Annotated in this window: 22 protein-coding genes; 11 read left to right on the top strand and 11 right to left on the bottom strand. The window is 56.8% G+C overall.

Going from position 1 to position 23,339, the window contains the following annotated elements; all coding sequences use genetic code 11:
• Positions 1 to 147: 147 nt before the first annotated feature.
• The 3 genes from gntT to gntX form a co-directional block, all read right to left on the bottom strand.
• Entirely contained in the window at positions 148 to 1,464 is a 1,317-nt protein-coding gene (gene gntT / locus IAE27_RS15305; protein ID WP_004106658.1) for a gluconate transporter, read from the bottom strand.
• A 330-nt stretch (positions 1,465 to 1,794) separates the two neighbouring features.
• A complete protein-coding gene (nfuA, locus tag IAE27_RS15300) occupies positions 1,795 to 2,370 on the bottom strand; it encodes a Fe-S biogenesis protein NfuA (protein WP_004106660.1) in 576 nt (191 codons plus the stop codon).
• A gap of 58 nt (positions 2,371 to 2,428) precedes the next feature.
• Positions 2,429 to 3,103, bottom strand: a complete 675-nt coding sequence (gntX, locus tag IAE27_RS15295) for a DNA utilization protein GntX (RefSeq protein ID WP_023321737.1) — start codon at positions 3,101 to 3,103, stop codon at positions 2,429 to 2,431.
• 37 nt (positions 3,104 to 3,140) lie between these two features.
• On the opposite strand from gntX, the gene bioH reads away from it, so the two are divergent.
• Both bioH and IAE27_RS15285 read left to right on the top strand, forming a co-directional pair.
• Positions 3,141 to 3,923: a pimeloyl-ACP methyl ester esterase BioH gene (gene bioH, locus IAE27_RS15290; protein WP_070557358.1), complete on the top strand. Its 783-nt coding sequence runs from the start codon at positions 3,141 to 3,143 to the stop codon at positions 3,921 to 3,923.
• A 110-nt stretch (positions 3,924 to 4,033) separates the two neighbouring features.
• Complete coding sequence (locus IAE27_RS15285) at positions 4,034 to 4,303, top strand: YdgH/BhsA/McbA-like domain containing protein (RefSeq protein ID WP_004106665.1); 270 nt, start codon at positions 4,034 to 4,036, stop codon at positions 4,301 to 4,303.
• A 161-nt stretch (positions 4,304 to 4,464) separates the two neighbouring features.
• Here IAE27_RS15285 and feoC read toward each other — a convergent pair whose 3' ends face one another.
• The 5 genes from feoC to greB all read right to left on the bottom strand — a co-directional run bounded on the left by feoC (position 4,465) and on the right by greB (position 10,605).
• Positions 4,465 to 4,701, bottom strand: coding sequence for a [Fe-S]-dependent transcriptional repressor FeoC (feoC, locus tag IAE27_RS15280; RefSeq protein ID WP_004106668.1), 237 nt, complete (start codon positions 4,699 to 4,701; stop codon positions 4,465 to 4,467).
• A gap of 9 nt (positions 4,702 to 4,710) precedes the next feature.
• Positions 4,711 to 7,029 (bottom strand): Fe(2+) transporter permease subunit FeoB, encoded by a 2,319-nt coding sequence (gene feoB, locus IAE27_RS15275; RefSeq protein ID WP_108705058.1) that lies wholly within the window; start codon positions 7,027 to 7,029, stop codon positions 4,711 to 4,713.
• Positions 7,030 to 7,056: 27 nt separating this feature from the next.
• The gene (feoA, locus tag IAE27_RS15270; RefSeq protein WP_004106673.1) at positions 7,057 to 7,284 is read right to left on the bottom strand and encodes a ferrous iron transporter A; all 228 of its coding nucleotides are present in this window, start codon (positions 7,282 to 7,284) and stop codon (positions 7,057 to 7,059) included.
• A gap of 409 nt (positions 7,285 to 7,693) precedes the next feature.
• A complete protein-coding gene (locus tag IAE27_RS15265; protein ID WP_154022917.1) occupies positions 7,694 to 10,024 on the bottom strand; it encodes a Tex family protein in 2,331 nt (776 codons plus the stop codon).
• Positions 10,025 to 10,125: 101 nt separating this feature from the next.
• A complete protein-coding gene (gene greB / locus IAE27_RS15260; protein WP_004106676.1) occupies positions 10,126 to 10,605 on the bottom strand; it encodes a transcription elongation factor GreB in 480 nt (159 codons plus the stop codon).
• A 237-nt stretch (positions 10,606 to 10,842) separates the two neighbouring features.
• On the opposite strand from greB, the gene ompR reads away from it, so the two are divergent.
• From ompR to gorA, 4 genes are all read left to right on the top strand, one after another.
• Complete coding sequence (gene ompR, locus IAE27_RS15255) at positions 10,843 to 11,562, top strand: two-component system response regulator OmpR (protein WP_001157751.1); 720 nt, start codon at positions 10,843 to 10,845, stop codon at positions 11,560 to 11,562.
• Positions 11,559 to 12,920, top strand: coding sequence for a two-component system sensor histidine kinase EnvZ (envZ, locus tag IAE27_RS15250; RefSeq protein WP_004106678.1), 1,362 nt, complete (start codon positions 11,559 to 11,561; stop codon positions 12,918 to 12,920). Before ompR ends, envZ begins: the two co-directional genes overlap by 4 nt.
• Before the next feature lie 183 nt (positions 12,921 to 13,103).
• On the top strand, positions 13,104 to 13,946 hold the full coding sequence (locus tag IAE27_RS15245) for a 23S rRNA (adenine(2030)-N(6))-methyltransferase RlmJ (protein WP_200092623.1): 843 nt from the start codon (positions 13,104 to 13,106) through the stop codon (positions 13,944 to 13,946).
• A gap of 74 nt (positions 13,947 to 14,020) precedes the next feature.
• On the top strand, positions 14,021 to 15,373 hold the full coding sequence (gene gorA, locus IAE27_RS15240) for a glutathione-disulfide reductase (protein WP_108704455.1): 1,353 nt from the start codon (positions 14,021 to 14,023) through the stop codon (positions 15,371 to 15,373).
• A 52-nt stretch (positions 15,374 to 15,425) separates the two neighbouring features.
• On the opposite strand, the gene IAE27_RS15235 is transcribed toward gorA, so the two are convergent.
• A complete protein-coding gene (locus tag IAE27_RS15235; protein WP_070557356.1) occupies positions 15,426 to 16,049 on the bottom strand; it encodes a glutathione S-transferase family protein in 624 nt (207 codons plus the stop codon).
• A gap of 121 nt (positions 16,050 to 16,170) precedes the next feature.
• Between IAE27_RS15235 and IAE27_RS15230 the strand changes: the two genes are divergently transcribed.
• The 4 genes from IAE27_RS15230 to IAE27_RS15215 all read left to right on the top strand — a co-directional run bounded on the left by IAE27_RS15230 (position 16,171) and on the right by IAE27_RS15215 (position 20,335).
• Complete coding sequence (locus tag IAE27_RS15230) at positions 16,171 to 17,319, top strand: iron-containing alcohol dehydrogenase (protein WP_070557355.1); 1,149 nt, start codon at positions 16,171 to 16,173, stop codon at positions 17,317 to 17,319.
• 266 nt (positions 17,320 to 17,585) lie between these two features.
• Complete coding sequence (locus IAE27_RS15225) at positions 17,586 to 19,238, top strand: alpha,alpha-trehalase (protein ID WP_004106683.1); 1,653 nt, start codon at positions 17,586 to 17,588, stop codon at positions 19,236 to 19,238.
• Between the two features lie 67 nt (positions 19,239 to 19,305).
• Complete coding sequence (locus tag IAE27_RS15220) at positions 19,306 to 19,854, top strand: GNAT family N-acetyltransferase (protein WP_105889321.1); 549 nt, start codon at positions 19,306 to 19,308, stop codon at positions 19,852 to 19,854.
• Between the two features lie 52 nt (positions 19,855 to 19,906).
• Positions 19,907 to 20,335, top strand: a complete 429-nt coding sequence (locus IAE27_RS15215; RefSeq protein ID WP_154022762.1) for a lysozyme — start codon at positions 19,907 to 19,909, stop codon at positions 20,333 to 20,335.
• On the opposite strand, the gene IAE27_RS15210 is transcribed toward IAE27_RS15215, so the two are convergent.
• Together IAE27_RS15210 and IAE27_RS15205 are read right to left on the bottom strand one after the other, a co-directional pair.
• Positions 20,332 to 20,940 (bottom strand): response regulator transcription factor, encoded by a 609-nt coding sequence (locus IAE27_RS15210; RefSeq protein ID WP_004106686.1) that lies wholly within the window; start codon positions 20,938 to 20,940, stop codon positions 20,332 to 20,334. The genes IAE27_RS15215 and IAE27_RS15210 overlap by 4 nt on opposite strands.
• Positions 20,941 to 21,300: 360 nt before the next feature.
• Positions 21,301 to 22,059 (bottom strand): SDR family NAD(P)-dependent oxidoreductase, encoded by a 759-nt coding sequence (locus IAE27_RS15205; RefSeq protein WP_070557353.1) that lies wholly within the window; start codon positions 22,057 to 22,059, stop codon positions 21,301 to 21,303.
• Positions 22,060 to 22,178: 119 nt separating this feature from the next.
• Here IAE27_RS15205 and IAE27_RS15200 point away from each other — a divergent pair, with 119 nt between their 5' ends.
• Complete coding sequence (locus tag IAE27_RS15200) at positions 22,179 to 23,087, top strand: LysR family transcriptional regulator (RefSeq protein WP_016807554.1); 909 nt, start codon at positions 22,179 to 22,181, stop codon at positions 23,085 to 23,087.
• Positions 23,088 to 23,339 lie beyond the last annotated feature (252 nt).

Below are 23,339 nucleotides of genomic sequence, written 5' to 3'. Positions count from 1 at the left end.
AATGGGGGATAGTTTGCTGAATTTCAATGTCAGGCGCCGCGCGCAGGCGGGTATTACTGCGATAAGTCTGGCCGTGGTAGCCATTGCGCATAAAAAAAGCCGGGTTCGCATCACGGCGACCCGGCTCGTTTCAGGCCGACGACCAGCTTATACCACCATCCCCAACAGCAGGCAGCCAATCAAACCGCACACTGAGATGATGGTTTCCAGCATCGACCATGACTTGATAGTCTCGCCAATGGTCAGGTTGAAATATTCCTTAAACAACCAGAAACCCGGATCGTTAACGTGAGAGAAGATAACGCTACCAGAGCCAACGGCGATAACCATCAGTTCCGGGCTCACGCCGGTGGTGGCGATCAGCGGCGCGGCGATACCGCCCGCGGTAATGGCCGCAACGGTGGCGGAACCCAGCGCGATACGCAGTACCGCAGCAATAGACCAGGCCATAAACAGCGGAGACATATTGGATTCGTGCATGATAGACGCAATGTACTTATCCATGCCGCTATCGACCAGCACCTGCTTGAAGGCGCCGCCGCCGCCGATGATCAGCAGCATCATGGCGATAATTTTGATCGAGGAGGTCAGCGTATCGTTAATCTGCTCCATGGAACGACCGCGATTGAGGCCGAAAGTGAACATGGCGATCAGCACTGCGATCAGCGTTGCCATCACCGGGTCGCCAAAGAATTCCGCAATCGGCAGGAAAGCGTGGCCTTTCGGCAGCACCATTTCGGCGACAGCGCGCATGGCCATCAGAATCACCGGCACCAGAGAAGTCCAGACGCTGACGCCAAAACCCGGCATCTCTTCTTCAGTGAACGTCTTCGGGTTGTGCAGGCCTTCCGGAATCGGCTTATCGATGCCTTTCAGGAAACGCGCGTAAACCGGCCCCGCAAGAATAACCGTCGGAATCGCCAGAATCGTACCGAACAGCAGGGTCTTACCCATGTCGGCATGGAAAATAGTAGCAATCGCGGTCGGGCCCGGATGCGGAGGCAGGAATCCGTGCGTGACCGAGAGCGCAGCCGCCATCGGTACGCCAATATAGAGCAGCGGAATACCGGCGGATGCTGCGATGGTAAAGACCAGCGGCAGCATCAGTACAAAGCCGACTTCATAGAACAGCGCAAAGCCGACGGTAAAGCCGGTCAGCACGACCGCCCATTGAATATGTTTTTTACCAAATTTGGCAATCAGCGTGGTGGCGATACGCTGCGCACCGCCGCAGTCCGCCAGCATTTTTCCGAGCATCGCGCCGAAGCCCATGATCAGCGCGAGGCTGCCGAGGGTTCCCCCAACGCCATTTTTGATGGATACGATAACTTTATCCAGCGGCATACCCTGCATGAGCCCGACGGCAAGCGCCACCAGAACCAGAGCGATAAACCCGTTAAGCTTGAAACGGATCATCAGCAACAATAACAGGGCAACCCCGATAGCAACGATGACTAATGGCATGATTTACCTGGCCTTAATTTGTTATGGGTAACGTCATAGTTTCAACATTGACTTCATCCGTCCCGACCGGAACAAAAAATGTCTGACGCCGTAGAAGCTGGCTTTATCCTTACCCAGAGAAAGGATAGCTGGCTATTTTTTTATCTGTGGCGCCTGATGCGAATGATACGGGTAACATAACGAGTTTGAGAATCACCTGGGCGGTGAAAATTTCAAATATGAGACTTAAGTCATACTCTTTCCCGGGTTTCTGGCGGGTCGCTTAGCGGGGAATGTTGCGCGGTAACATGAAGAGAGTTGCCCGGCAGCGGAAAGCTGCCGGGCGGGGAATCAGTAGTAAGAGTGCTCGCCGCGCTGATGCTCGGTGAGATCGCGTACGCCTTTCAGTTCCGGGAATTCGTTCAACATCTGTTTCTCGATCCCTTCTTTCAGCGTTACGTCGACCATCGAACAGCCGTTACAGCCGCCGCCAAACTGCAGAATCGCCAGGCCATCATCGGTGATTTCCATCAGCGTGACGCGCCCGCCGTGGCCGGCCAGCTGCGGGTTAATCTGCGACTGCAGCAGATACTCGACGCGCTCCATCAGCGGGGCATCGTCAGAAACTTTGCGCATTTTGGCGTTGGGCGCTTTCAGCGTCAGCTGGGAGCCCAGCTGGTCAGTAACAAAATCGATTTCAGCGTCTTCCAGGTACGGCGCGCTAAGCTCATCGACGTAGGCGGTGAGCTGCTCAAATTTCAGCGCAGTATCGGAATCTTCCACCGCATCCGGTGGGCAGTAGGACACGCCGCACTCGGCGTTAGGGGTGCCGGGATTGATCACAAATACGCGAATTTGTGTCCCTTCTTCCTGATTTGCCAGCAGTTTGGCAAAGTGCGCTTGTGCAGCATCGGAAATACGGATCATAGCGTTGGCCTAATAGTTGACTATTTTACTGGGTTATTATACGCCCATCAGCAGGGGTCTACAAGGTACGGCATATACACCATACCTGAACCGTCGCGGCGCCGTTTCGCAAAAGCAGGCGGGATATCTCAGCGACGGTGCTTCCGGTTGTGACGACATCATCCACAATGGCGATATGGTGCCCCTGTAGCGACAATTCAAGCTGGAAGGCGTTTTTCAGGTTCTGTTTGCGCAATCTGGCGCTGAGCTGATGCTGAGTGGCGGTGCGGCGTCTGCGGGTCAGCGCATCGCTACGCCAGGCGCAGCCCAGCCAGCGGGATAGCGGTCGGCACAGCAGGTCGCTCTGATTAAACCCTCTCCTCCACTGGCGGCGCTGCCAGAGCGGCACGCTAATTATCCGGTCCGGATGAGGTAGATCCGGGCTGTGACGTATGCGCAGCAGCAGTAGACGCGCCAGAGCGGGCGCCAGCTCGGGCCGCTTATTGAATTTCAGCTGGTGAATCAGGCCGCTCAGCGGCGGTCGATAGTCATTGACCGTCACCAGCCGCTGCCACGGCGGCGGTTTTTGCAGGCAGCGTCCGCAGGGCAGCGTGTTTGACTGGGCCGGCAGTCCGCACTGAGGGCATAGCGGTTCGCAGGCCAGCAGCGCCGACGCGCATCGCGAACAGATCCCCCAGCGGGCGATGGCCAGCGGCATTTGGCATAGCCAGCATAAGCTGTGTGCTGTTAGCATATTTCCCCTCATATTGGTGGAAAGAGAACAGTAACTGATGAACGCGATCGAGTGGCAGACCATGGGCGAAGGAAATTGTCATCTTGTGCTGCTGCACGGATGGGGTCTGAATGCCCAGGTGTGGGATTGCATCACGCCGCAGCTGCGCTCGCATTTTACGCTGCACCTCGTCGATCTTCCTGGCTACGGCCGCAGCGGCGGCTTTGGCGCTCTGTCGCTGGAAGAGATGGCGCAGCGGGTGCTGGAGAAAGCGCCGGTGCGCGCTATCTGGCTAGGCTGGAGCCTCGGCGGGCTGGTAGCAAGTCAGGTAGCATTATCCCATCCCGATCGCGTGCAGGCGCTGGTTACCGTGGCTTCTTCCCCCTGTTTTAGCGCTCACGACAGCTGGCCTGGCATCAAGCCCGAAGTGCTGAGCGGATTCCAGCAGCAGCTGAGCGAAGATTTTCAACGCACCGTCGAACGCTTTCTGGCGCTGCAAACCATGGGTACCGAGAGCGCACGCCAGGATGCGAGAATGCTGAAAAGCGCGGTGCTGTCGCTACCGATGCCATCATCGGAAGTCTTAAACGGCGGGCTGGAGATCCTCAAAACCGCCGACTTACGCCAGCCGTTATCTACCCTCAAAATGCCGTTTTTGCGCCTGTACGGTCGGCTGGATGGCCTGGTGCCGCGTAAAATCGTCCCGATTCTCGACGCCATGTGGCCCGGCAGCACGTCGTTCGTCTTTGATAAAGCCGCCCATGCGCCGTTCATTTCGCATCCGCAGGCGTTTTGCGCTCAACTGGTCGAACTGAAGCGTGAGGTCAGTAAATATTTTTAGCGGGACGTGGTAAAAACGCAGGGTGCAGCAATACTTAGGTTGTTGCGGAGGTTGACTATTTCACGCCGGACCCGCGACCTAAAAAAACAACCTAATGGAGAGTAGAGGCTATGAAACTTGTTACAGGAATTGTTGCATCTCTGGTGATTGGCTCCCTGTCCTTTGGCGCGTTCGCCGCCAAGGAGATCCAAAAAGACGAAGTGGCTAAGATGAACCTGACTAAAATCGGTTCCATTACGACCTCAAGAACAACCTCTCCGATGGATGCAAAGCGCGATCTGTCGAAAAAAGCGGATGAGCTGGGCGGCACTTATTTCGTGGTAATTGCCGGCGAGAAGAACGAAAAAACGGTTCACGCTAACGCGGACGTCTACAAGTAAGCCAGAAAGCGGGTCTCACGACCCGCTTGCACCCGAGGGCGCAGAGGCTTCCCCGGAGGCGGCGCGTTGCGCCTGTCCGGGCTACCAAACCCAAAACCGCACAAATTCGTAGCCCGGACAGATGCGCAGCATCGCCTCCGGGAAAAGCACCGGAAAACACCTCAGCGCAGCGACCACCACTCCCGCAGGCAGGCCTTGCCTTCCGGGCAGCTTTTACAGCTGCCGGAGAGGCAGCCATCGGCATCTTCGGTGGTTTTCACCGCTTTACCCATTGCTTCCAGGCGGCCCAGCATGGCGTCGATTAACGGCTGCGGCGCACGCAGGCGGGCGCTGATCTGCTTTGCTTCCATCCTCCCCTGCAGGGCGAGCATATCGCGAACTTCAATTAACGACGCCATCATCGCTCCTTAGTGGCAATCGCCAGCAGGACTCTGGCAGCAGGAAGACGGCGTTTTGCGCGTCGCCAGCAGCGAAACGTCCACCCGGCTACGCGCTCTGCGCAGCAGGCCAAAGACCACGATATTGAACAGCACCACCGCCAGAATGCATACCAGGCTGTAGCGCGGATGCTGGCTAAAGCTGACGGTCTGGTAGTACAGCGTAGAGAGCGAATAAGCGATATTCAGCCCCCACAGGACGGAGAACATCATCCAGCCGCGGCTCGACTCGCGGGCAATTGCCCCCATAACCGAGATGCAGGGAATATAGAGCAGGACGAAAATCAGGTAGCTATACGCCGCCGCAGCGCTGCCGAATTTGCTGCCCATCACGCCCATCGCACCGGTTTCCATTTCGCCGTCGCCTTTACTGGCTTCGATGGGGTTGGCCAGCACGCTCAGGCTGAACGTATCTTTCAGGCTCTGCCAGGTCTCGTCCACGGCAGCCAGCAGCTCATCGCCGAGGCTAAACGTCTGCGGACTGAACTCTTCGTTCTGGATATCTTCGGCGGTGTAGAGGGTGTTCAGCGTCCCTACCACGACTTCCTTGGCCATCGCGCCGGTGAACAGTCCGACGGTCGCCTGCCAGTTATCCTCATGTACGCCAATCGGTTTAAACACCGGGGTAATCACCCGGCTGACCGACGCCAGCGCCGAGTCGTTGATGTTATCGACGATCTTACCGCTCAGCGAGAAGCTGTTCAGCGCGCTGAGGAAGATACTGACGATAACGATCACTTTACCCGCGCGCAGCACGAAGCCTTTCAGGCGCTGCCAGGTCTGAATAATCAGGCTCTTCACGTGCGGAACGTGGTACACCGGCAGCTCCATGACGAACGGCGAAGCTTCGCCGCGCATAATGGTATGCTTCAGCATAAGACCGGTGGCAATCGCCATCACGATACCCAGCACGTACAGCGAGAAGACCGCCAGCGCGCCATTCTGGCCGAAAAAGGCGGCGGCAAAGACGGCAAAAATCGCCAGCCGCGCGCCGCAGGACATAAACGGCGCCATCATAATGGTCATCAGACGCTCACGCGGCGCATCAAGCGTACGCGCGCCCATCACCGAAGGGACGTTACAGCCAAAACCCACGATTAACGGCACGAAGGATTTCCCCGGCAACCCCAGCGCCTGCATCAGGCGGTCCATCACAAACGCCGCCCGCGCCATATAGCCGGAATCTTCAAGGAAGGAGAGGAACAGATACATCATGCCGATTTGCGGCACCAGCGGCAGCACGGTATTGATCCCCCCACCAATCCCCTGGGCGAGGAAAACGGTCAGCCAGTCCGGGAAATGCAGGGTATAGCCAATCCACTGAATGCCGTGGATAAAGATCGCCACGGAACCGGCATCGAAAATGGGCTGCAACGCGCCGCCGATATTGATCGCCAGTAAGAACATCAGATACATAACGAACAGGAAGACCGGCAGTCCGAGAAAACGGTTGAGGATGACTTTATCCATCGCTGCGGTAAAGCGGCTGGGCTCGGCGGTAAGCGTGTTACTGACCGCATCGCAAATAGCAGCGATGCTTTGGTAACGGGCATCGGCGATATGCAGCGCGGGATCATCCAGTTCTTCGCTCAGGTGCGCCAGGGCCACGTCCAGCTTATGGGCGGCATCACCGGCGTAGGCGCGGCTGTAAATATCGCCTTCAAGCATCTGTAAGCCCAGCCACCGACGCTGGCGCTGCGGAATCTCCCCGGACATCACCTGCGCCAGCTTGTCCGCTTCGCGCAGCAGCGGCTGCGGATAGTGCACCAGTTCTACAGGCTGATTTTGCTGATGACGATCGATCGCCATTTTCAGGGCTTCAATACCGCGTCCGCGGGTGGAAACCAGCGGAATAACCGGGCACCCGAGGCGGGCGGCCAGCGCGTCGACATCGATACGGATGTTCTGTTTTTCCGCGATATCGAGCATGTTCAGCGCGACGACGCAGGGGATGCCCAGCTCCAGCAGCTGCAGCGTCAGATAGAGGTTACGTTCCAGATTGGACGCATCGACCACGTTAATCAGCATGTCGGCGTCGCCGCTGAGAATATAGTGGCAGGCAATCTGCTCATCCAGCGAGGTTTGCGAGGAGATAGTGGTTAGCGAATAGGTGCCCGGAAGATCCACCAGCGTGACCTGATGATCGGTGGTGTTGAAGCCTCCCTCTTTACGCTCAACGGTCACCCCCGCCCAGTTACCAACGCGCTGGCGCGCACCGGTGAGCTGGTTAAACAGGGTAGTCTTACCGGAATTAGGATTACCAATTAAACCAAGGGTTAATTTTTTCATATTCATGCTCTTAGTGCCGGTCAGGCATTATTGTGCAACCGCTTCCAGCTCAATTAACGCAAGATCCTTTTTACGTAATACCAGGCTCACGCGTCGGGTTTCAATATGGATAGGGTCGCCGAGCGGCGCCACGCGAACCACATTAAAAGATGAACCCGGCAGCATTCCGAGGGACAGCAGTTTCTGCCGATACGCCGGACTAATATCGCGGGAGAAACCAATGATTTTCCACGCACTATCAGGTGTGAATTGCATAGGACCTACTTGTGTATCGCCAACTGAAAAAGAGTTTTCCGTACGCGCCTAAGATGCGGCGCAAGGGACCGTAGCCAACGAAGAATAAAAAATATTCAATGCAAATAATGATAATGAGAATAGTTTTTATCATCAATACATATAATGCGGTCGATTGTTTTTTTAAACAGGAGATTGAGCTTTTGTTGATATTGAGCAAACTCTATTTTGTAACACGCGTCGAAATAATAATAATTCTTAATGACCAAATGTTTAATTAAGGTTTCGATAGTTAACGAAATGAAAATAATAATCTCACCGTCCGCATTTCGCGCTTATTACGACGTTATAAGAAAATACTGATGCTTGTTTGCACAATATGGCGAATGCCGGAAGAAATGCGGCCCCTCGACAAAAGGGGCCGGAGAGTTTAGCGTTTTTTACCCATCGCCGCCGCCAGCGCGTCCATCATCGCGCTGTTGCCCGCAGGCTGCGTCTCACGACCGCGAGGTTTAGCAGCCTTCGCCGCCGGGCGGTTGCCCTGGGGGCGATCGTTCCCACCGCCGCGGCGCGCGTTGCTGTCGCCGGGCTGTTCGTCCAGACGCATCGTCAGCGCGATACGCTTGCGCGGCAGATCAACTTCCATCACTTTGACCTTCACGATATCCCCCGCTTTCACCACCGTATGCGGGTCTTCAACGAACTTGTTCGAAAGGGAGGAGATATGCACCAGGCCGTCCTGGTGAACGCCGATATCAACAAACGCGCCGAAGTTGGTGACGTTGGTCACCGCGCCTTCGAGGATCATCCCCGGCAGCAGGTCGTTCATCGTTTCTACGCCATCGGCAAACTGGGCGGTTTTAAACTCCGGGCGCGGGTCGCGGCCCGGTTTTTCCAGCTCTTTGATGATGTCGGTGACCGTCGGCACGCCGAATTTCTCATCAGTAAAATCAACGGCTTTCAGATGACGTAGCTCGCTGCTGTTGCCCATCAAATCTTTCAGCGCCTGCTGAGTCGCCGCCAGAATGCGCTCCACCACCGGGTACGCTTCCGGGTGCACGGTTGAGGCATCCAGCGGGTTATCGCCATGGTTGATACGCAGGAAGCCCGCGCACTGTTCAAAGGCCTTCGGCCCCAGACGGCTAACCTTCAGAAGCTGCTGGCGGTTCTGGAACTGACCGTTCTCATCGCGCCAGGAGACGATATTCTGCGCCATCATGCGGGTCAGGCCGGCAACGCGGGTGAGCAGCGGAACGGATGCGGTATTCAGATCGACGCCAACGGCGTTCACGCAGTCTTCCACCACCGCGTCCAGCTTACGCGCCAGCTGGGTCTGGCTGACGTCATGCTGATACTGGCCGACGCCGATGGATTTCGGGTCGATCTTCACCAGTTCGGCCAACGGGTCCTGGAGCCGGCGGGCGATAGAGACCGCGCCGCGCAGGGAAGCGTCGAGGTCCGGGAACTCCTGCGCCGCCAGCTCGGAGGCGGAATACACGGATGCGCCCGCTTCGCTGACGATGACCTTCTGTGCGGTCACTTTCGGGAACTGCTTCTGGACGTCGAGGAAGAAGCGCTCGGTTTCACGCGAGGCGGTACCGTTGCCTATCGCTACCAGCTCAACGTTGTACTTTTCGCACAGTGCGGCAACCGCTACCGCCGCTTTGGCGGCCTGTCCGGTATGCGGGTAGATGGTATCGGTAGCCACCAGTTTGCCGGTGCCGTCAACGACGGCGACTTTTACGCCGGTGCGCAGGCCAGGATCGAGCCCCATGGTGGCGCGTAGTCCGGCCGGCGCGGCCATCAGCAGGTCGTGCAGGTTGCGGGCAAAGACGTTAATGGCTTCGTCTTCCGCGCGTTCGCGCACGGTGCCCATCAGCTCGGTTTCCAGGTGCATCAACACCTTGATACGCCACGTCCAGCTCACCACGCCCTTACGCCAGCCGTCTGCCGGAGCGTTATTCAGGCGCAGGCCGAGATGGTTGATAATAATCTGCTCGCCGTGGCTCTCTTTCGGCGGCTCATCGAACAGCGGGTCAGCGTTCAAAGAGAGCTGCAGCACGCCTTCGTTACGGCCGCGGAACATCGCCAGCGCGCGGTGCGACGGCACGGTGGAGATCGGTTCATGGTGATCGAAGTAGTCGCGGAATTTCGCACCTTCCTCTTCTTTGCCGCTAACGACGGTGGCCACCAGATGGGCGTTTTTCCACAGATAGTCGCGCACTTTCGCCAGCAGGCCCGCATCTTCAGCAAAGCGCTCCATCAGAATATAGCGCGCGCCATCGAGGGCAGCTTTGCTGTCCGCGATGCCTTTATCAGCGTCGATATATTTGGCAGCTTCGGTTTCCGGGTCATGAGAGGGCTCGTTCCACAGCAGCTCGGCCAGAGGCTCCAGCCCGGCCTCAATGGCGATCTGCCCGCGAGTGCGGCGCTTCGGCTTGTACGGCAGATAGAGGTCTTCGAGCTCGGTCTTACTCAGCGTCCCGTTGATGGCTTTTTCCAGCGCCTCGGTCAGCTTGCCCTGCTCGCCGATGGACTTCAGGATCGCCTGACGACGGTCTTCGAGTTCTCGCAGGTAACCCAGGCGGGTTTCCAGATTACGCAGCTGCGTGTCATCCAGACCGCCGGTGACTTCTTTACGATAGCGTGCGATAAACGGCACGGTATTCCCTTCATCAAGCAGGCGAACGGCAGCTTCTACCTGTTCAGCCCTGGCCTGAAGTTCACCCGCAATAATGCGGCAGAGCGAATCATTCATCATCGGTTTAATTCATCTTTAGGATCAAAAATCAGGGGGATAGTTATACGGACTGGCACGCTAAAATGCCAGCCGCGACCCAAGCCTCTCGGAATGTTCCGCACCTATTTAGCTTTGACGTATTCAATTTCGTTCACGTACCAGGCAGCCTCGCCCGCGGGCGTGTTAACGATAGCTAAATCGCCGACCTCTTTTTTCAGCAGCGCGCGCGCCATTGGCGAATCAATGGAGATGTAGTCATTGCGGCCAAAGATTTCATCGTAGCCGACAATCCGAAAGCGCTTCGTCTCACCCGCATCGTTTTCAATCTCTACCCAGGCGCCGAAAAAGACCTTTCCTTCCTGCTGCGGCGAATAATCGACGATTTTCAGCTGTTCGAGGCATTTGGTCAGATAGCGCACCCGGCGGTCGATTTCACGCAGGCGCTTTTTATTGTACTGATAGTCGGCGTTTTCGCTGCGGTCGCCAAGGCTCGCCGCCCAGGTCACTTTTTTAGTGACTTCCGGACGTTCTTCGCGCCACAGGGTATCCATCTCTTTCTTCAGTTTTTCATACCCTTCACGGGTGATCAGCGGCGTTTTCATCGAAGGTTACGGCTCCTGATTACAAATCTTTGTGCAATGCTGCGCACAATTCGTCGCGCGTCATAATAGCAACAGGATAAATAATGCGTCTTATGCTTAAATGTATACTTAAGCTGCTGTTAAATATGCTTTGTAACAATTTAGCCTGGAATATATACCAGATTTCGCTGGTGGGCGACCCGGGCTTTTTTGAGAATACGTACTGACAATTGCAGTGAACCTTTGGGAGTATAAACAATGCAAGAGAATTATAAGATTCTGGTTGTCGATGACGACATGCGCCTGCGTGCGCTACTCGAACGTTATCTGACCGAGCAGGGCTTCCAGGTTCGTAGCGTGGCGAACGCTGAACAGATGGATCGCCTGCTGACCCGTGAATCCTTCCACCTGATGGTGCTGGATCTTATGCTGCCGGGCGAAGATGGCTTGTCCATTTGCCGCCGCCTGCGCAGTCAGAGCAACCCGATGCCGATCATCATGGTCACGGCGAAAGGGGAAGAAGTTGACCGAATCGTGGGCCTGGAAATCGGCGCCGACGACTATATCCCAAAACCGTTCAACCCGCGCGAGCTGCTGGCCCGTATCCGCGCCGTGCTTCGCCGTCAGGCCAACGAACTACCGGGCGCGCCCTCGCAGGAAGAGGCGGTTATCGCCTTTGGTAAATTCAAGCTGAACCTCGGCACCCGCGAAATGTTCCGTGAAGATGAACCCATGCCGCTGACCAGCGGTGAATTCGCGGTGCTAAAAGCGCTGGTGAGCCATCCGCGCGAACCGCTGTCCCGCGATAAGCTGATGAACCTCGCCCGCGGCCGTGAGTATTCAGCCATGGAGCGTTCCATCGACGTACAAATCTCACGCCTGCGCCGCATGGTGGAAGAAGATCCGGCGCATCCTCGCTATATCCAGACCGTATGGGGCCTGGGCTACGTTTTCGTCCCGGACGGCTCTAAGGCATGAAACGCGTGCGCTTTTCGCCGCGAAGCTCGTTTGCCCGTACCCTGCTACTGATCGTCACCCTGCTGTTCGCCAGCCTGGTGACGACCTATTTAGTGGTGCTGAATTTCGCGATCCTGCCCAGTCTCCAGCAGTTTAATAAGGTTCTGGCCTACGAAGTGCGTATGCTGATGACCGATAAACTGCAGCTGGAAGACGGCACCCAGTTGGTGGTTCCGCCGGCGTTTCGCCGCGAAATTTACCGCGAGCTGGGCATTTCGCTCTATTCCAACGAAGCGGCGGAAGACGCAGGCCTGCGCTGGGCGCAGCATTATGAATTCTTAAGCCAGCAGATGGCGCACCAGCTCGGCGGGCCGACCGAAGTGCGGGTTGAGGTCAACAAAAGCTCCCCCGTGGTGTGGCTGAAAACCTGGCTCTCCCCCAATATCTGGGTGCGCGTACCGCTGACCGAAATCCACCAGGGCGACTTCTCGCCGCTGTTCCGCTACACCCTGGCGATCATGCTGCTGGCGATTGGCGGCGCCTGGCTCTTTATTCGTATACAGAACCGACCGCTGGTCGATCTGGAGCACGCCGCGCTGCAGGTCGGGCGAGGGATTATCCCTCCGCCGCTGCGCGAATACGGCGCATCAGAGGTGCGTTCGGTGACACGTGCCTTTAACCATATGGCCGCAGGCGTTAAGCAACTGGCGGACGACCGTACGCTGCTGATGGCCGGGGTGAGCCACGATTTACGGACTCCGCTCACGCGTATCCGTCTGGCGACGGAAATGATGGGCGAAGAGGACGGCTACCTCGCCGAGTCGATTAATAAAGATATCGAAGAGTGCAACGCCATTATCGAGCAGTTTATCGACTATCTGCGCACCGGTCAGGAGATGCCGGTGGAGCTGGTGGACCTGAATGCGGTGCTGGGCGAAGTGATTGCGGCGGAGAGCGGCTATGAGCGGGAAATCGCTACCGATCTGCAGCCGGGAGAGATCCCGCTGCGCGTGCATCCGCTCTCCATCAAGCGCGCGCTGGCGAATATGGTGGTCAACGCCGCCCGCTACGGCAACGGCTGGATCAAGGTCAGCAGCGGCAGCGAAGGTAACCGGGCCTGGTTCCAGGTCGAAGACGATGGACCGGGAATCAAGCCGGAGCAGCGCGAACATCTGTTCCAGCCTTTCGTTCGCGGTGACAGCGCCCGAACGATTAGCGGAACCGGCCTCGGGCTGGCTATCGTTCAGCGCATCATCGATAACCATAACGGCAAGCTGGAACTTGGCTCCAGCGAACGCGGCGGATTATTAATTCGCGCCTGGCTGCCGGTGCCGATGCATCGCGCCCTGCCGGCGGTAAAACCCACAAAAGAGAGCTAATTCCGCAATCATCAGTTGGCTGCGGGCCGGTAGCCCGGACAGGTGCGCCAGCACCGCCTCCGGGGAGTCGCATCTCACACAACACCAGCAGGAATTAAAACAGCACGGTACCGCAGCGGTAATCCAGGCGGATCTGCGGTAAACTATCGGTTATCTTGTTTAATTCCCGGAATCACCGCATCCATGCTCAGTTATCGCCACAGCTTTCACGCAGGCAACCACGCCGACGTTCTAAAACACACCGTTCAGAGCCTGATCATTGAATCGCTCAAAGAGAAAGAAAAACCGTTTCTCTATCTGGACACCCACGCCGGCGCTGGCCGCTATCAGCTGAGCAGCAAACATGCCGAGCGCACCGGTGAGTATCTCGAAGGTATCGCCCGCATCTGGCAGCAGGATGACCTGCCCGCCGAGCTGGAGCCGTATATCTCCGTGGTCCAGCACTTCAACCGTAGCGGCCAGCTGCGCTACTACCCCGGCTCTCCGCTGATTGCCCGCCAACTGCTGCGCGAGCAGGATAGCCTGCAGATGACTGAGCTGCATCCCAGCGATTTTCCGCTGCTGCGCGCGGAGTTTCAGAAAGACGACCGCGCCCGGGTTGAAAAAAGCGATGGCTATCAGCAGCTGAAGTCTAAGCTGCCGCCGGTATCTCGTCGTGGCCTGGTGCTAATCGACCCGCCTTATGAAATCAAAAGCGACTACCAGGCGGTGGTCACCGGTATTCATGAAGGCTACAAACGCTTTGCTACCGGCACCTACGCGCTGTGGTATCCGGTCGTACTGCGTGCGCAGATTAAGCGCATGATCAAAGAGTTAGAGGCCACCGGCATTCGCAAAATTCTGCAAATCGAGCTGGCGGTGCGTCCGGATAGCGACCAGCGCGGGATGACCGCCTCCGGGATGATCGTCATCAACCCGCCGTGGAAGCTGGAGCAGCAGATGAACAACGTTCTGCCCTGGCTACATAAAAAGCTGGTGCCGACCGGTATCGGCCATGCCACCGTCAGCTGGATCGTGCCTGAGTAACAATCACAGCAATCGGTGGAACCTGGTGATTTCAGGTATACAATCGCGCCAATTAGACATTAAGGATAAGACTCATGAGCAAGCATTATGACTATATCGCCATTGGCGGCGGCAGCGGCGGTATCGCCTCCATTAACCGTGCCGCTATGTACGGCCAAAAGTGTGCGCTGATTGAAGCCAAAGACCTGGGCGGCACCTGCGTGAACGTCGGCTGCGTACCGAAGAAAGTGATGTGGCATGCGGCGCAGATCCGTGAAGCCATCCATCTGTATGGCCCGGATTACGGTTTTGATACCACAATTAATCACTTCGACTGGGATAAGCTGGTCGCCAGCCGTAGCGCCTATATCGATCGTATCCACACCTCTTACGATAACGTGCTGGGCAAAAACAAGGTCGATGTCATTAAAGGCTTCGCCCGTTTTGTCGATGCGAAAACCGTCGAAGTTAACGGCGAGACGATAACCGCCGACCATATTCTGATCGCCACCGGCGGCCGTCCGAGCCATCCGAGCATTCCCGGCGTCGAGTACGGTATTGATTCCGATGGTTTCTTCGAACTGCCGGCGCTGCCGAAGCGCGTTGCGGTTGTCGGCGCGGGCTATATCGCCGTTGAGCTGGCGGGCGTGATTAACGGACTGGGCGCGGAGACCCATCTATTCGTGCGTAAACACGCGCCGCTGCGTAGCTTCGATCCGCTGATCGTTGAAACGCTGGTTGAGGTGATGAACGCCGAAGGCCCGCAGCTGCATACCCATGCCATTCCGAAAGCGGTAGTGAAGAACGCCGACGGCAGCCTGACCCTGGAGCTGGAAGATGGCCGCAGCCAGACCGTGGACTGCCTGATTTGGGCGATCGGTCGCGAACCGGCAACCGATAACTTCAATCTCGCCGCTACCGGAGTGGAAACTAACGATAAAGGCTATATCGTCGTCGATAAATTCCAGAATACCAACGTTCCGGGTATTTACGCCGTCGGCGATAATACCGGTGCCGTCGAGCTGACTCCGGTCGCCGTTGCCGCCGGCCGCCGTCTCTCCGAGCGTCTGTTTAACAACAAGCCGGACGAACATCTGGACTACAGCAACATCCCGACCGTGGTATTCAGCCATCCGCCAATCGGTACCGTCGGTTTATCCGAGCCGCAGGCGCGCGAGCAGTACGGCGATGAGGCGGTAAAAGTGTATAAATCCTCTTTCACCGCCATGTATACCGCCGTCACTTCACACCGCCAGCCGTGCCGCATGAAGCTGGTCTGCGTCGGCCCGGAAGAGAAAATTGTCGGCATTCACGGTATCGGCTTCGGTATGGATGAAATGCTGCAGGGCTTCGCGGTGGCGCTGAAGATGGGCGCAACCAAGAAAGACTTCGACAATACCGTGGCGATCCACCCAACCGCAGCGGAAGAGTTTGTGACGATGCGGTAACACGGCGCACCGTACATGAAAAAGAAGCTCTCCGGAGCTTCTTTTTTTATCTTTACGCCACGCCGTTATTGCCGTGGCGCTTAAACGCCGGGCGCTGATTCAGCGCCATATACCAGCGCTCCACTTCGGCCATTTCCGGATGCGCGAACGGCGTCATTTTCCAGCGATGCACCGACAGTCCCAGGACGATATCCGCGAGCGTAAACTGGCTGCCGGCAACCCATGCCCCGGTTTGCTGAAGCTGCGCATTGAGGATCTGCACGCAGCGGGTCCAGGCGACAATGCTCTCTTTGATAGCCGTCGGTTCCTGAAAACGCGGGTCCTTGCGCACCAGTCCCATAAAGGCGTAGCGCCAGGCAGTATTGAATTCCGTTGCCTGCCAGTCCATCCAGCGCTCAACCTCGGCGGCAGCCTGCGGCACCGTGGGGAGCAGGTCTTCCCGCCCGGCTTTGCGCGCCAGATAGCGGCAGATGCTGTTCGACTCCCACAGCACAAAATCGCCATCCAGCAGCACCGGGACCAGGCTATTCGGATTAAGGGCGCGAAACGCCGGGGTCTCGATGGACTGGAACCCGCTACCGTAATCCTCCTGCTGATATGCTATTCCCGCTTCTTCACAGGTCCACAGTACCTTACGCACGTTAATTGATGAGCGTTTGCCCAGTATTTTTATCATTGTCAGCAATTCCTCAATCAAAAGAGATGGTTGTTTCACAATACTGCATCGGCGGCTCATGTACAGCCGGATAATGTGTATAGTGGATTGCACGATTTTTCTCCAGGACAGGTTACCCGACATGTTGACCTCTTTTAACGTTTTAACACCGGGCAATATCCGCTTTGGGCGCGGCCTTGCTCTAAGCGCGGCCCCCTGGCTCGCCGGGCGCTCGACAAAGATTCTGCTGATTCACGGCGCCACCCCGCAGCGCGCGGAATGCTTGCTAAGCGAACTCCACGCGCTTCGGCTGCACGTCACCACACTCTCTATCGCCCATGAACCCTGCCTGCAGGATATTGAACGGGGCGTGAGTCTGGCACGGGAAAAAGGCGTCGGCGCCATCGTCAGCCTCGGCGGCGGCGCGGTCATTGATGCGGGCAAAGCCATTGCGGCGCTGGTTCCCGCGCAGGGGCCCGCGATCGAATACCTGGAAGTGGTGGGTAGCGGCCGCATATTAGAGGCCAATCCGCTGCCGTTCGTCGCCATTCCCACGACGGCCGGTACCGGCGCGGAAGTCACAAAGAACGCGGTGATTAACGTCCCCGAGCAGCAGCGCAAGGTCAGCCTGCGTGACGACCGCATGCTGCCGGACCTGGCGATTATCGACCCGTCCCTCACCGACAGCGCGCCGCGCGCGGTGACCTTAGCCTCCGGTCTCGACGCTATCACCCAGGTGATTGAGCCCTGGCTGTGCACCCGCGCGAATCCTTTTACCGACGCACTCTGTCGGGAGGCGATCCCGCGCGGCATGAAAGCGCTCAGAACGCTGATGGAACATGAGTGTCCGGATAGCCGCGATGAGATGGCGTGGGTCAGCCTGTGCGGCGGACTGGCGTTAGCCAATGCCGGACTCGGCGTGGTTCACGGCCTGGCAGGCCCGCTGGGAGGCCTGAGCAACGCTGCCCACGGCGCACTTTGCGGTAGTCTGCTCCCCTTCGGCCTGGCGCTCAACGAAGCACAAATTAGCGACGAATGCCTCCGCCAGCGTTTTGCGGATGTACGCCAGTGGCTGGCCGCTGGACTGGATTCCGATCATGACAGCGCATGGGAGAGCCTGCGCGAGTGGAGCCAGCGCGCCGGTCTGGGTAATCTGCGCGATCTCGGCGTCCCCCGCGAAGCGCTGGAGCCTGCGGCCCTCGCCGCCAGCAGCTCCTCATCCATGAAGGCTAACCCGGTCACGTTGACCAGCGAGCAGCTGCTGGAGCTGCTGGAAGCCGCGTGGGAGTAATGGCTGAATAGCGGCAGCGCCCGGGAATTTAGATTTTGTTGCAAAACGAAATCTCCGAATTTTTCGACGCAATACGCAGCGGTTAAAACGGTTTTAATCCGGTAGATCAAAAAGTTAAAGCAAAAACTCCGAACCGATTGTTCAGAGGAAAGCGTGATCTACCGCACACTTCTCTTTTCGTTTCCCGCTGCGAATGTCTAAGCTTATTAGACAGGTCGGGCGTGCCCGGCATCCTCTACTGACGCAATCCGGAGGTCCGTACCCCTATGTTCAGCCAGAAATTACGCAACGTTGATGACGATGAGCTCAGGATCGACACCGATCCGTGCTACGAAGCCGATCCGTATGAGTTAAAGCTGGATGAAATGTTCGACGCCGAACCTGAACCGGAGATCATTGAAGGGCTGCCCGCCTCGGATGCCCTCACCCCTGCCGATCGTTATCTGGAGCTGTTCGCCCACGTCCAGAAATCGCGAATTTTCGCCGATAGTAAAACCTTCCCGGACTGCGCGCCGAAGCAGGATCCGCTGGATATCTTGATTCACTATCGTCGCATCAGGCGCACCCCCGGATTCGATTTACGCCAGTTTGTGGAAGATCATTTCTGGCTGCCGGAAAGCCGCGCCGAGGACTACGTCTCCGATCCCACGCGATCCCTCAAGGAGCATATTGATAATCTGTGGCCAATCCTCACCCGCGAGCCGCAGGATCATATTCCGTGGTCGTCGCTGCTGGCGCTGCCGCAGTCATATATTGTTCCCGGCGGACGCTTTAGCGAAACCTACTACTGGGATTCCTACTTCACTATGCTGGGGCTGGCGGAAAGCGGCCGCGAAGACCTGCTGAAATGCATGGCCGATAATTTCGCGTGGATGATCGAAATCTACGGCCATATTCCTAACGGCAACCGTACCTACTATCTCAGCCGCTCGCAGCCGCCGGTCTTTGCCCTGATGGTCGAACTGTTTGAAGAAGATGGCGTCCGCGGCGCTAAACGGTACCTTGACCACCTGCAAATGGAGTACAGCTTCTGGATGGACGGCGCGGAATCGCTGATCCCCAATCAGGCGTATCGTCACGTGGTGCGTATGCCGGACGGCTCTTTGCTGAACCGCTACTGGGACGATCGCGACACGCCGCGCGATGAGTCGTGGCGGGAAGATGTTGAAACGGCGAAGCGCTCCGGGCGCCCGCCGAATGAAGTTTATCGCGACCTGCGCGCGGGGGCGGAGTCCGGCTGGGATTACTCCAGCCGCTGGCTGCGCGATATCACCCGACTGGCAAGCATCCGCACTACCCAGTTTATCCCCATTGATCTGAACGCCTTGCTGTTCAAGCTGGAGAATACCATCGCCAACCTCTCCGGCCTGAAGGGCGACCGGGAAACCGAGGCCGCTTTCCGCCAGAAGGCCAGCGACCGTCGGGCGGCGGTGACCCGCTATCTGTGGGATGACGAAAGCGGTTGTTTCCGCGATTATGACTGGCGCCGCGAGCAGCTGGCGCTGTTTTCCGCCGCCAGCATCGTCGCGCTCTATGTCGGTATGGCGACCCACGATCAGGCCGACAGGCTTGCCGATGCGGTACGCGCCCGCCTGCTTACCCCCGGCGGTATTATGGCAACCGAATATCAAAGCGGTGAACAGTGGGATAAGCCCAACGGCTGGGCGCCGCTGCAGTGGATGGCGGTACAGGGTTTTAAAATGTACGGTCAGGATCCGCTCGGCGATGAGATAGCCCACAGCTGGCTGCAAACGGTGAACCATTTCTATAAACAGCACTTTAAGCTGATTGAAAAGTACCACATCGCCAGCGCCACTCCTCACGAAGGCGGAGGGGGTGAGTACCCGCTCCAGGACGGCTTCGGCTGGACCAATGGCGTGGTGCGCCGGCTTATTGGTCTGTACGGCGAACCGTTGTAACAGCAGACTGTTCCGGCAGTCGATGTCCTGCTATGTTCATGGCATCGACTTTTGCCGGAACCCTGCTATGCCAGAACTGATGACCCCACGTCTGCGCTGTTCCCCGCTGCAGCTTGATGACTGGCCTTTTTTCCTCGCCCTCCAGCAGGATCCCCAGGTGATGCTTTACGTCGCGGATCCTCGCCCGGTCGCCGACATTCGTGAGGCTTTTGATTCGCGGCTTCCCTTATGGTCCCCGGGGGCGGCCCACTGGCTGTGTCTGGTCGTGCGCGATCGCTTCACCCATGCTCCCCTTGGCCTCACCGGCTACCAGCATCTCGCTGGCGATAGTGCTGAAGTGGGTTTTCTGTTCGCTCCCCACGCGCAGGGGAAAGGGTACGGCAGTGAATCGCTGCGCGCGCTGTGCGAGTACGCTTTGACTACGGGCGGTATCCGGCGGCTGACGGCGACCGTCACCGCGGGCAATCTGGCGTCAAAAAATCTGCTGCTAAAGGTTGGTTTTCATCAGGAAGGCGAGCTGCGTGAATGCTACTGGCTCAACGGTCGCTGGCACAACGATTGGCTTTTCGGCCTGCTGCGCCGCGAGCATAACCAGCCTGGGCCATCTGGCGAATAGGGCGCGGTTAACTTTTCCTCTACACTGCGGGCCAGCCAAAGAGGAAGAGAACATGTCCCCCATAACACCGTCGCTAAGCCCGCAGGGCCTGGACTTTATTAAACGAACTCAGGGACTAGCACTCGCCCCCTATCGGGACGAGAGCGGCCTGCGCGTGATTGGCTATGGCCACGTTCTCAAAGATTATGAAACGTTCAACCACTTCACGCGCGAGATCGCGGAGACCTTGCTTACCGTCGACCTGGTGCAATGCCAGCGCCAGCTTAAGCGCAACCTGCGGGTGAGGCTTAACCCATCGCAGTATGATGCGCTGGTCTCTTTAGCCTTCAGCTGCGGCCCGGCGTCTCCGGAGCTTGATATTGTTTTAACTCACCTTAACCATCAGCGGTTCGCTGAGGCGCTGACCGCCTGGGAAAATATTCGCAGCGGCCACGAACAGCGGCGTGAAGAGTGCGCAAGATTCAAGGCGACAACCGATTAAGTTTCGCTGACGCCATTAAACACCATCGCCGCCTGGGTTCGATTCTTCACATCCAGTCGGCGATACAGCGACTCCAGATGCGCCTTGACCGTGCCCGCGCTAATATTTAACGCGCGGCTAATCTCTTTATTGGAATCTCCCGCCGCCAGCAGCTGTAAAATCTCGCGCTGACGCTGGCTTAAATGAACCAATTTATTATCCCGCGCTTCCGCCGTCATGAGCCAATCGCCCGGCAAACAGAGCAGGCCATGCATAATGCTGTTGATCGCCTGGGCGAATGTTTGCAGGCTTTCCCTGCGTTGAATAATCCCGCGCACATTCCAGGAAAGCGCGCGCTGTAGCCAGCTTTTATTATCGTCGGACACGATCAGCAGCACCTGAGTCGCCGGGAAACGGAGCTGCTTTTCCTGCAGTAGCCAGCAGCAAAACTCGCTGTGCATATCGCCATCCAGAATGAGCAGTGCTTCAGGATTCGCCGTTAGCTTCTGCCAGAGCTGATCCGCCTGACAGGTGCCAAAAATATCAAGTTCAGGAATGTGTTGCTGGAGGCCAATTTTCATTCCGTGAATAAATATCGACTGCCTGTCAAACATGATTACCTGCATGGATTTATCTCCAACAAAGAAATGCCCGATTAAAAGAGGGGGAAGGGTAATATCAGCAAGATAAAATAAGAACTCGCTGTTTGGCCTGGGGCATTTTACCGATAGGGAGGATTATCTAAACATCATAACAATGAATAGTTACAGGCCTTATTCACGCCATTACTTATTCACAATATTTATTACATTTAAATTAAGGAAATCCTTAATGAACCAGGCAGGTAAAAAATAAATATAATATTATTTTTCTATTTTAAACGAACCCGCAAACGCAGGCGATGGCAAAGCGGGGAAAGTATGTTACGGAGTAAGAAAGCGCATGAAATGCGTATACCCCTTCATGATCCATGAAGGGGCTCGGGATTACAAAAACATTCCGCCAGAGACCTCAACGCGCTGGGCATTCATCCAGCGCAGATCGTCGCTGAGTAGCGCGGCGATAGCATCGCCTATATCATCCGGCTGCCCCACTCTTCCCAGCGCCGTTTGCCCGGCGATATGCTGATTCACCTGCGGGTTATCGCGTACCACGCCGCCGCCAAAATCGGTTTCAATGGCGCCAGGAGCAATGATATTGACCGAAATTCCGCGTTCCCCAAGCTCCTTCGCCTGATAGCGCGTCAGTACCTCCATCGCGCCTTTCATCGCGGCATAGGCCGCATAACCCGGCAGAGCAAAACGCGCCAGTCCGCTGGAAACGTTGAGGATGCGTCCCCCGTCCTGCAATAGCGGTAACAGACGCTGAGTAAGGAAGAACGGTCCCTTAAACTGGATGTTCATTAATTCATCAAACTGCGCTTCGCTGGTTTCGGCAAAAGCGACGTTCAGGCCAATACCGGCATTGTTTAATAAATAGTCGAATGTCTCCCGCTGCCAGCGTTGTTGAAGTACTTCCCCAACCTTGTGTGCAAAACCATCAAAACTGGTGATATCGCCGACGTTTAACGGTAATGCTGCGGCTTTTACGCCTTTTTTCTCAATTTTAGCTACCACGTCAAGCGCCGCCTGCGGGTTGCTATGCCAGGTCAGAATAATATCGGTTCCCTTCTCCGCCAGCTTCAGGGCGGCGTTTTTCCCCAGTCCGCGGCTGCCGCCGGTCACCAAAGCGATACGTTGTGTCATCAGAAAACCCCTTTTCGATTGCATTTGCCTCGTTAAAGAGCTTATTAGCTGCTATAAAAACAATAAATACTGAAAATTACGCTTTACTGTTTCATTAAGAGCAACAAAAGGTCTGCGGAATGGATAAAATTCACGCAATGCAGCTGTTCATCAGAGTCGCGGAGCTGGAGAGTTTTTCCCGCGCTGCGGATACGCTTGGCCTGCCTAAAGGGAGCGTTTCGCGCCAGATTCAGGCACTGGAAAACCATCTTGGCGTTCGTCTGCTGCATCGCACCACCCGCCGGGTGCAGCTGACTCAGGATGGTATGGTCTACTACGAACGCGCCAGAGACCTGCTCAGCAATCTCGATGAGCTGGACGGGATGTTTCAGCTCGATCCCTCCAGCATTAGCGGACGCCTTCGGGTCGATATGCCGGTCGCCGTGGCGAAAAAACTGGTTATTCCGCAACTGCCGGCATTTCTGCAGCAGTATCCCGGCATCGAACTGGAGCTCAGCAGCAGCGACAGGTTGGTTGACGTAATCCGCGAGGGTTTTGATTGTGTGATACGCGTCGGTACGCTGAAAGATTCCGGGCTGATTGCGCGACCGCTGGGCAAGCTCACGCAAATCAACTGCGCCAGTCCTCAATATCTCACCCGCTTTGGCTACCCGCAGTCGCTGGACGATCTCGCCGATCATGCGCTGATCCACTACGCCAGCAATCTGGGCGTGCGCCCGCTGGGCTTCGAAGTGGTTAGCGATGGCGCCGTCCGCTGGGTCAAAACCGGTGGCGTTCTGACGGTTAACAGCACCGAAACTTATCAAGCCTCGTGCCTGGCGGGGCTGGGGATTATTCAGGTACCCCGGGTGGGCGTTCGTGAAATGCTGCGCACCGGGGAGCTGATAGAAATTCTGCCCCACTACCGCGCCGAGCCGCTGCCGGTTTCGCTCATTTATCCGCACCGGCGCAACCTTTCACGTCGGGTACATCTGTTTATGGAGTGGCTGGGCGGGCTCATGAAAAGCTATGTTGATGAGTCCGCATGATGAAAAATCCGTATTTGTGGGAGTAGCGATATTTTATGTCGGGTAGCAGCTAACGCCTTACCCTGGATAAATATAGATAACTATCAGTGAATTATGAGTTTTCCGCGGCCCTGCGCAAACAAAACGCCGGCGAGCGATTAGCGCAGAACAGGCGGCAAACAGGAACGTATTCATGCCTCCGATGCCCCCGGCACGCCTTATCCGTGATTTTACGTATATAATTTTGATGAATATCGCTGTAAAAAAGGAAGA

This window comes from Klebsiella sp. S69 (assembly GCF_016516145.1).
GTDB lineage: Bacteria > Pseudomonadota > Gammaproteobacteria > Enterobacterales > Enterobacteriaceae > Klebsiella > Klebsiella oxytoca.
Note: the sequence above shows the minus strand (reverse complement) of the source record. Positions and strands in the feature narration are given on the sequence as shown.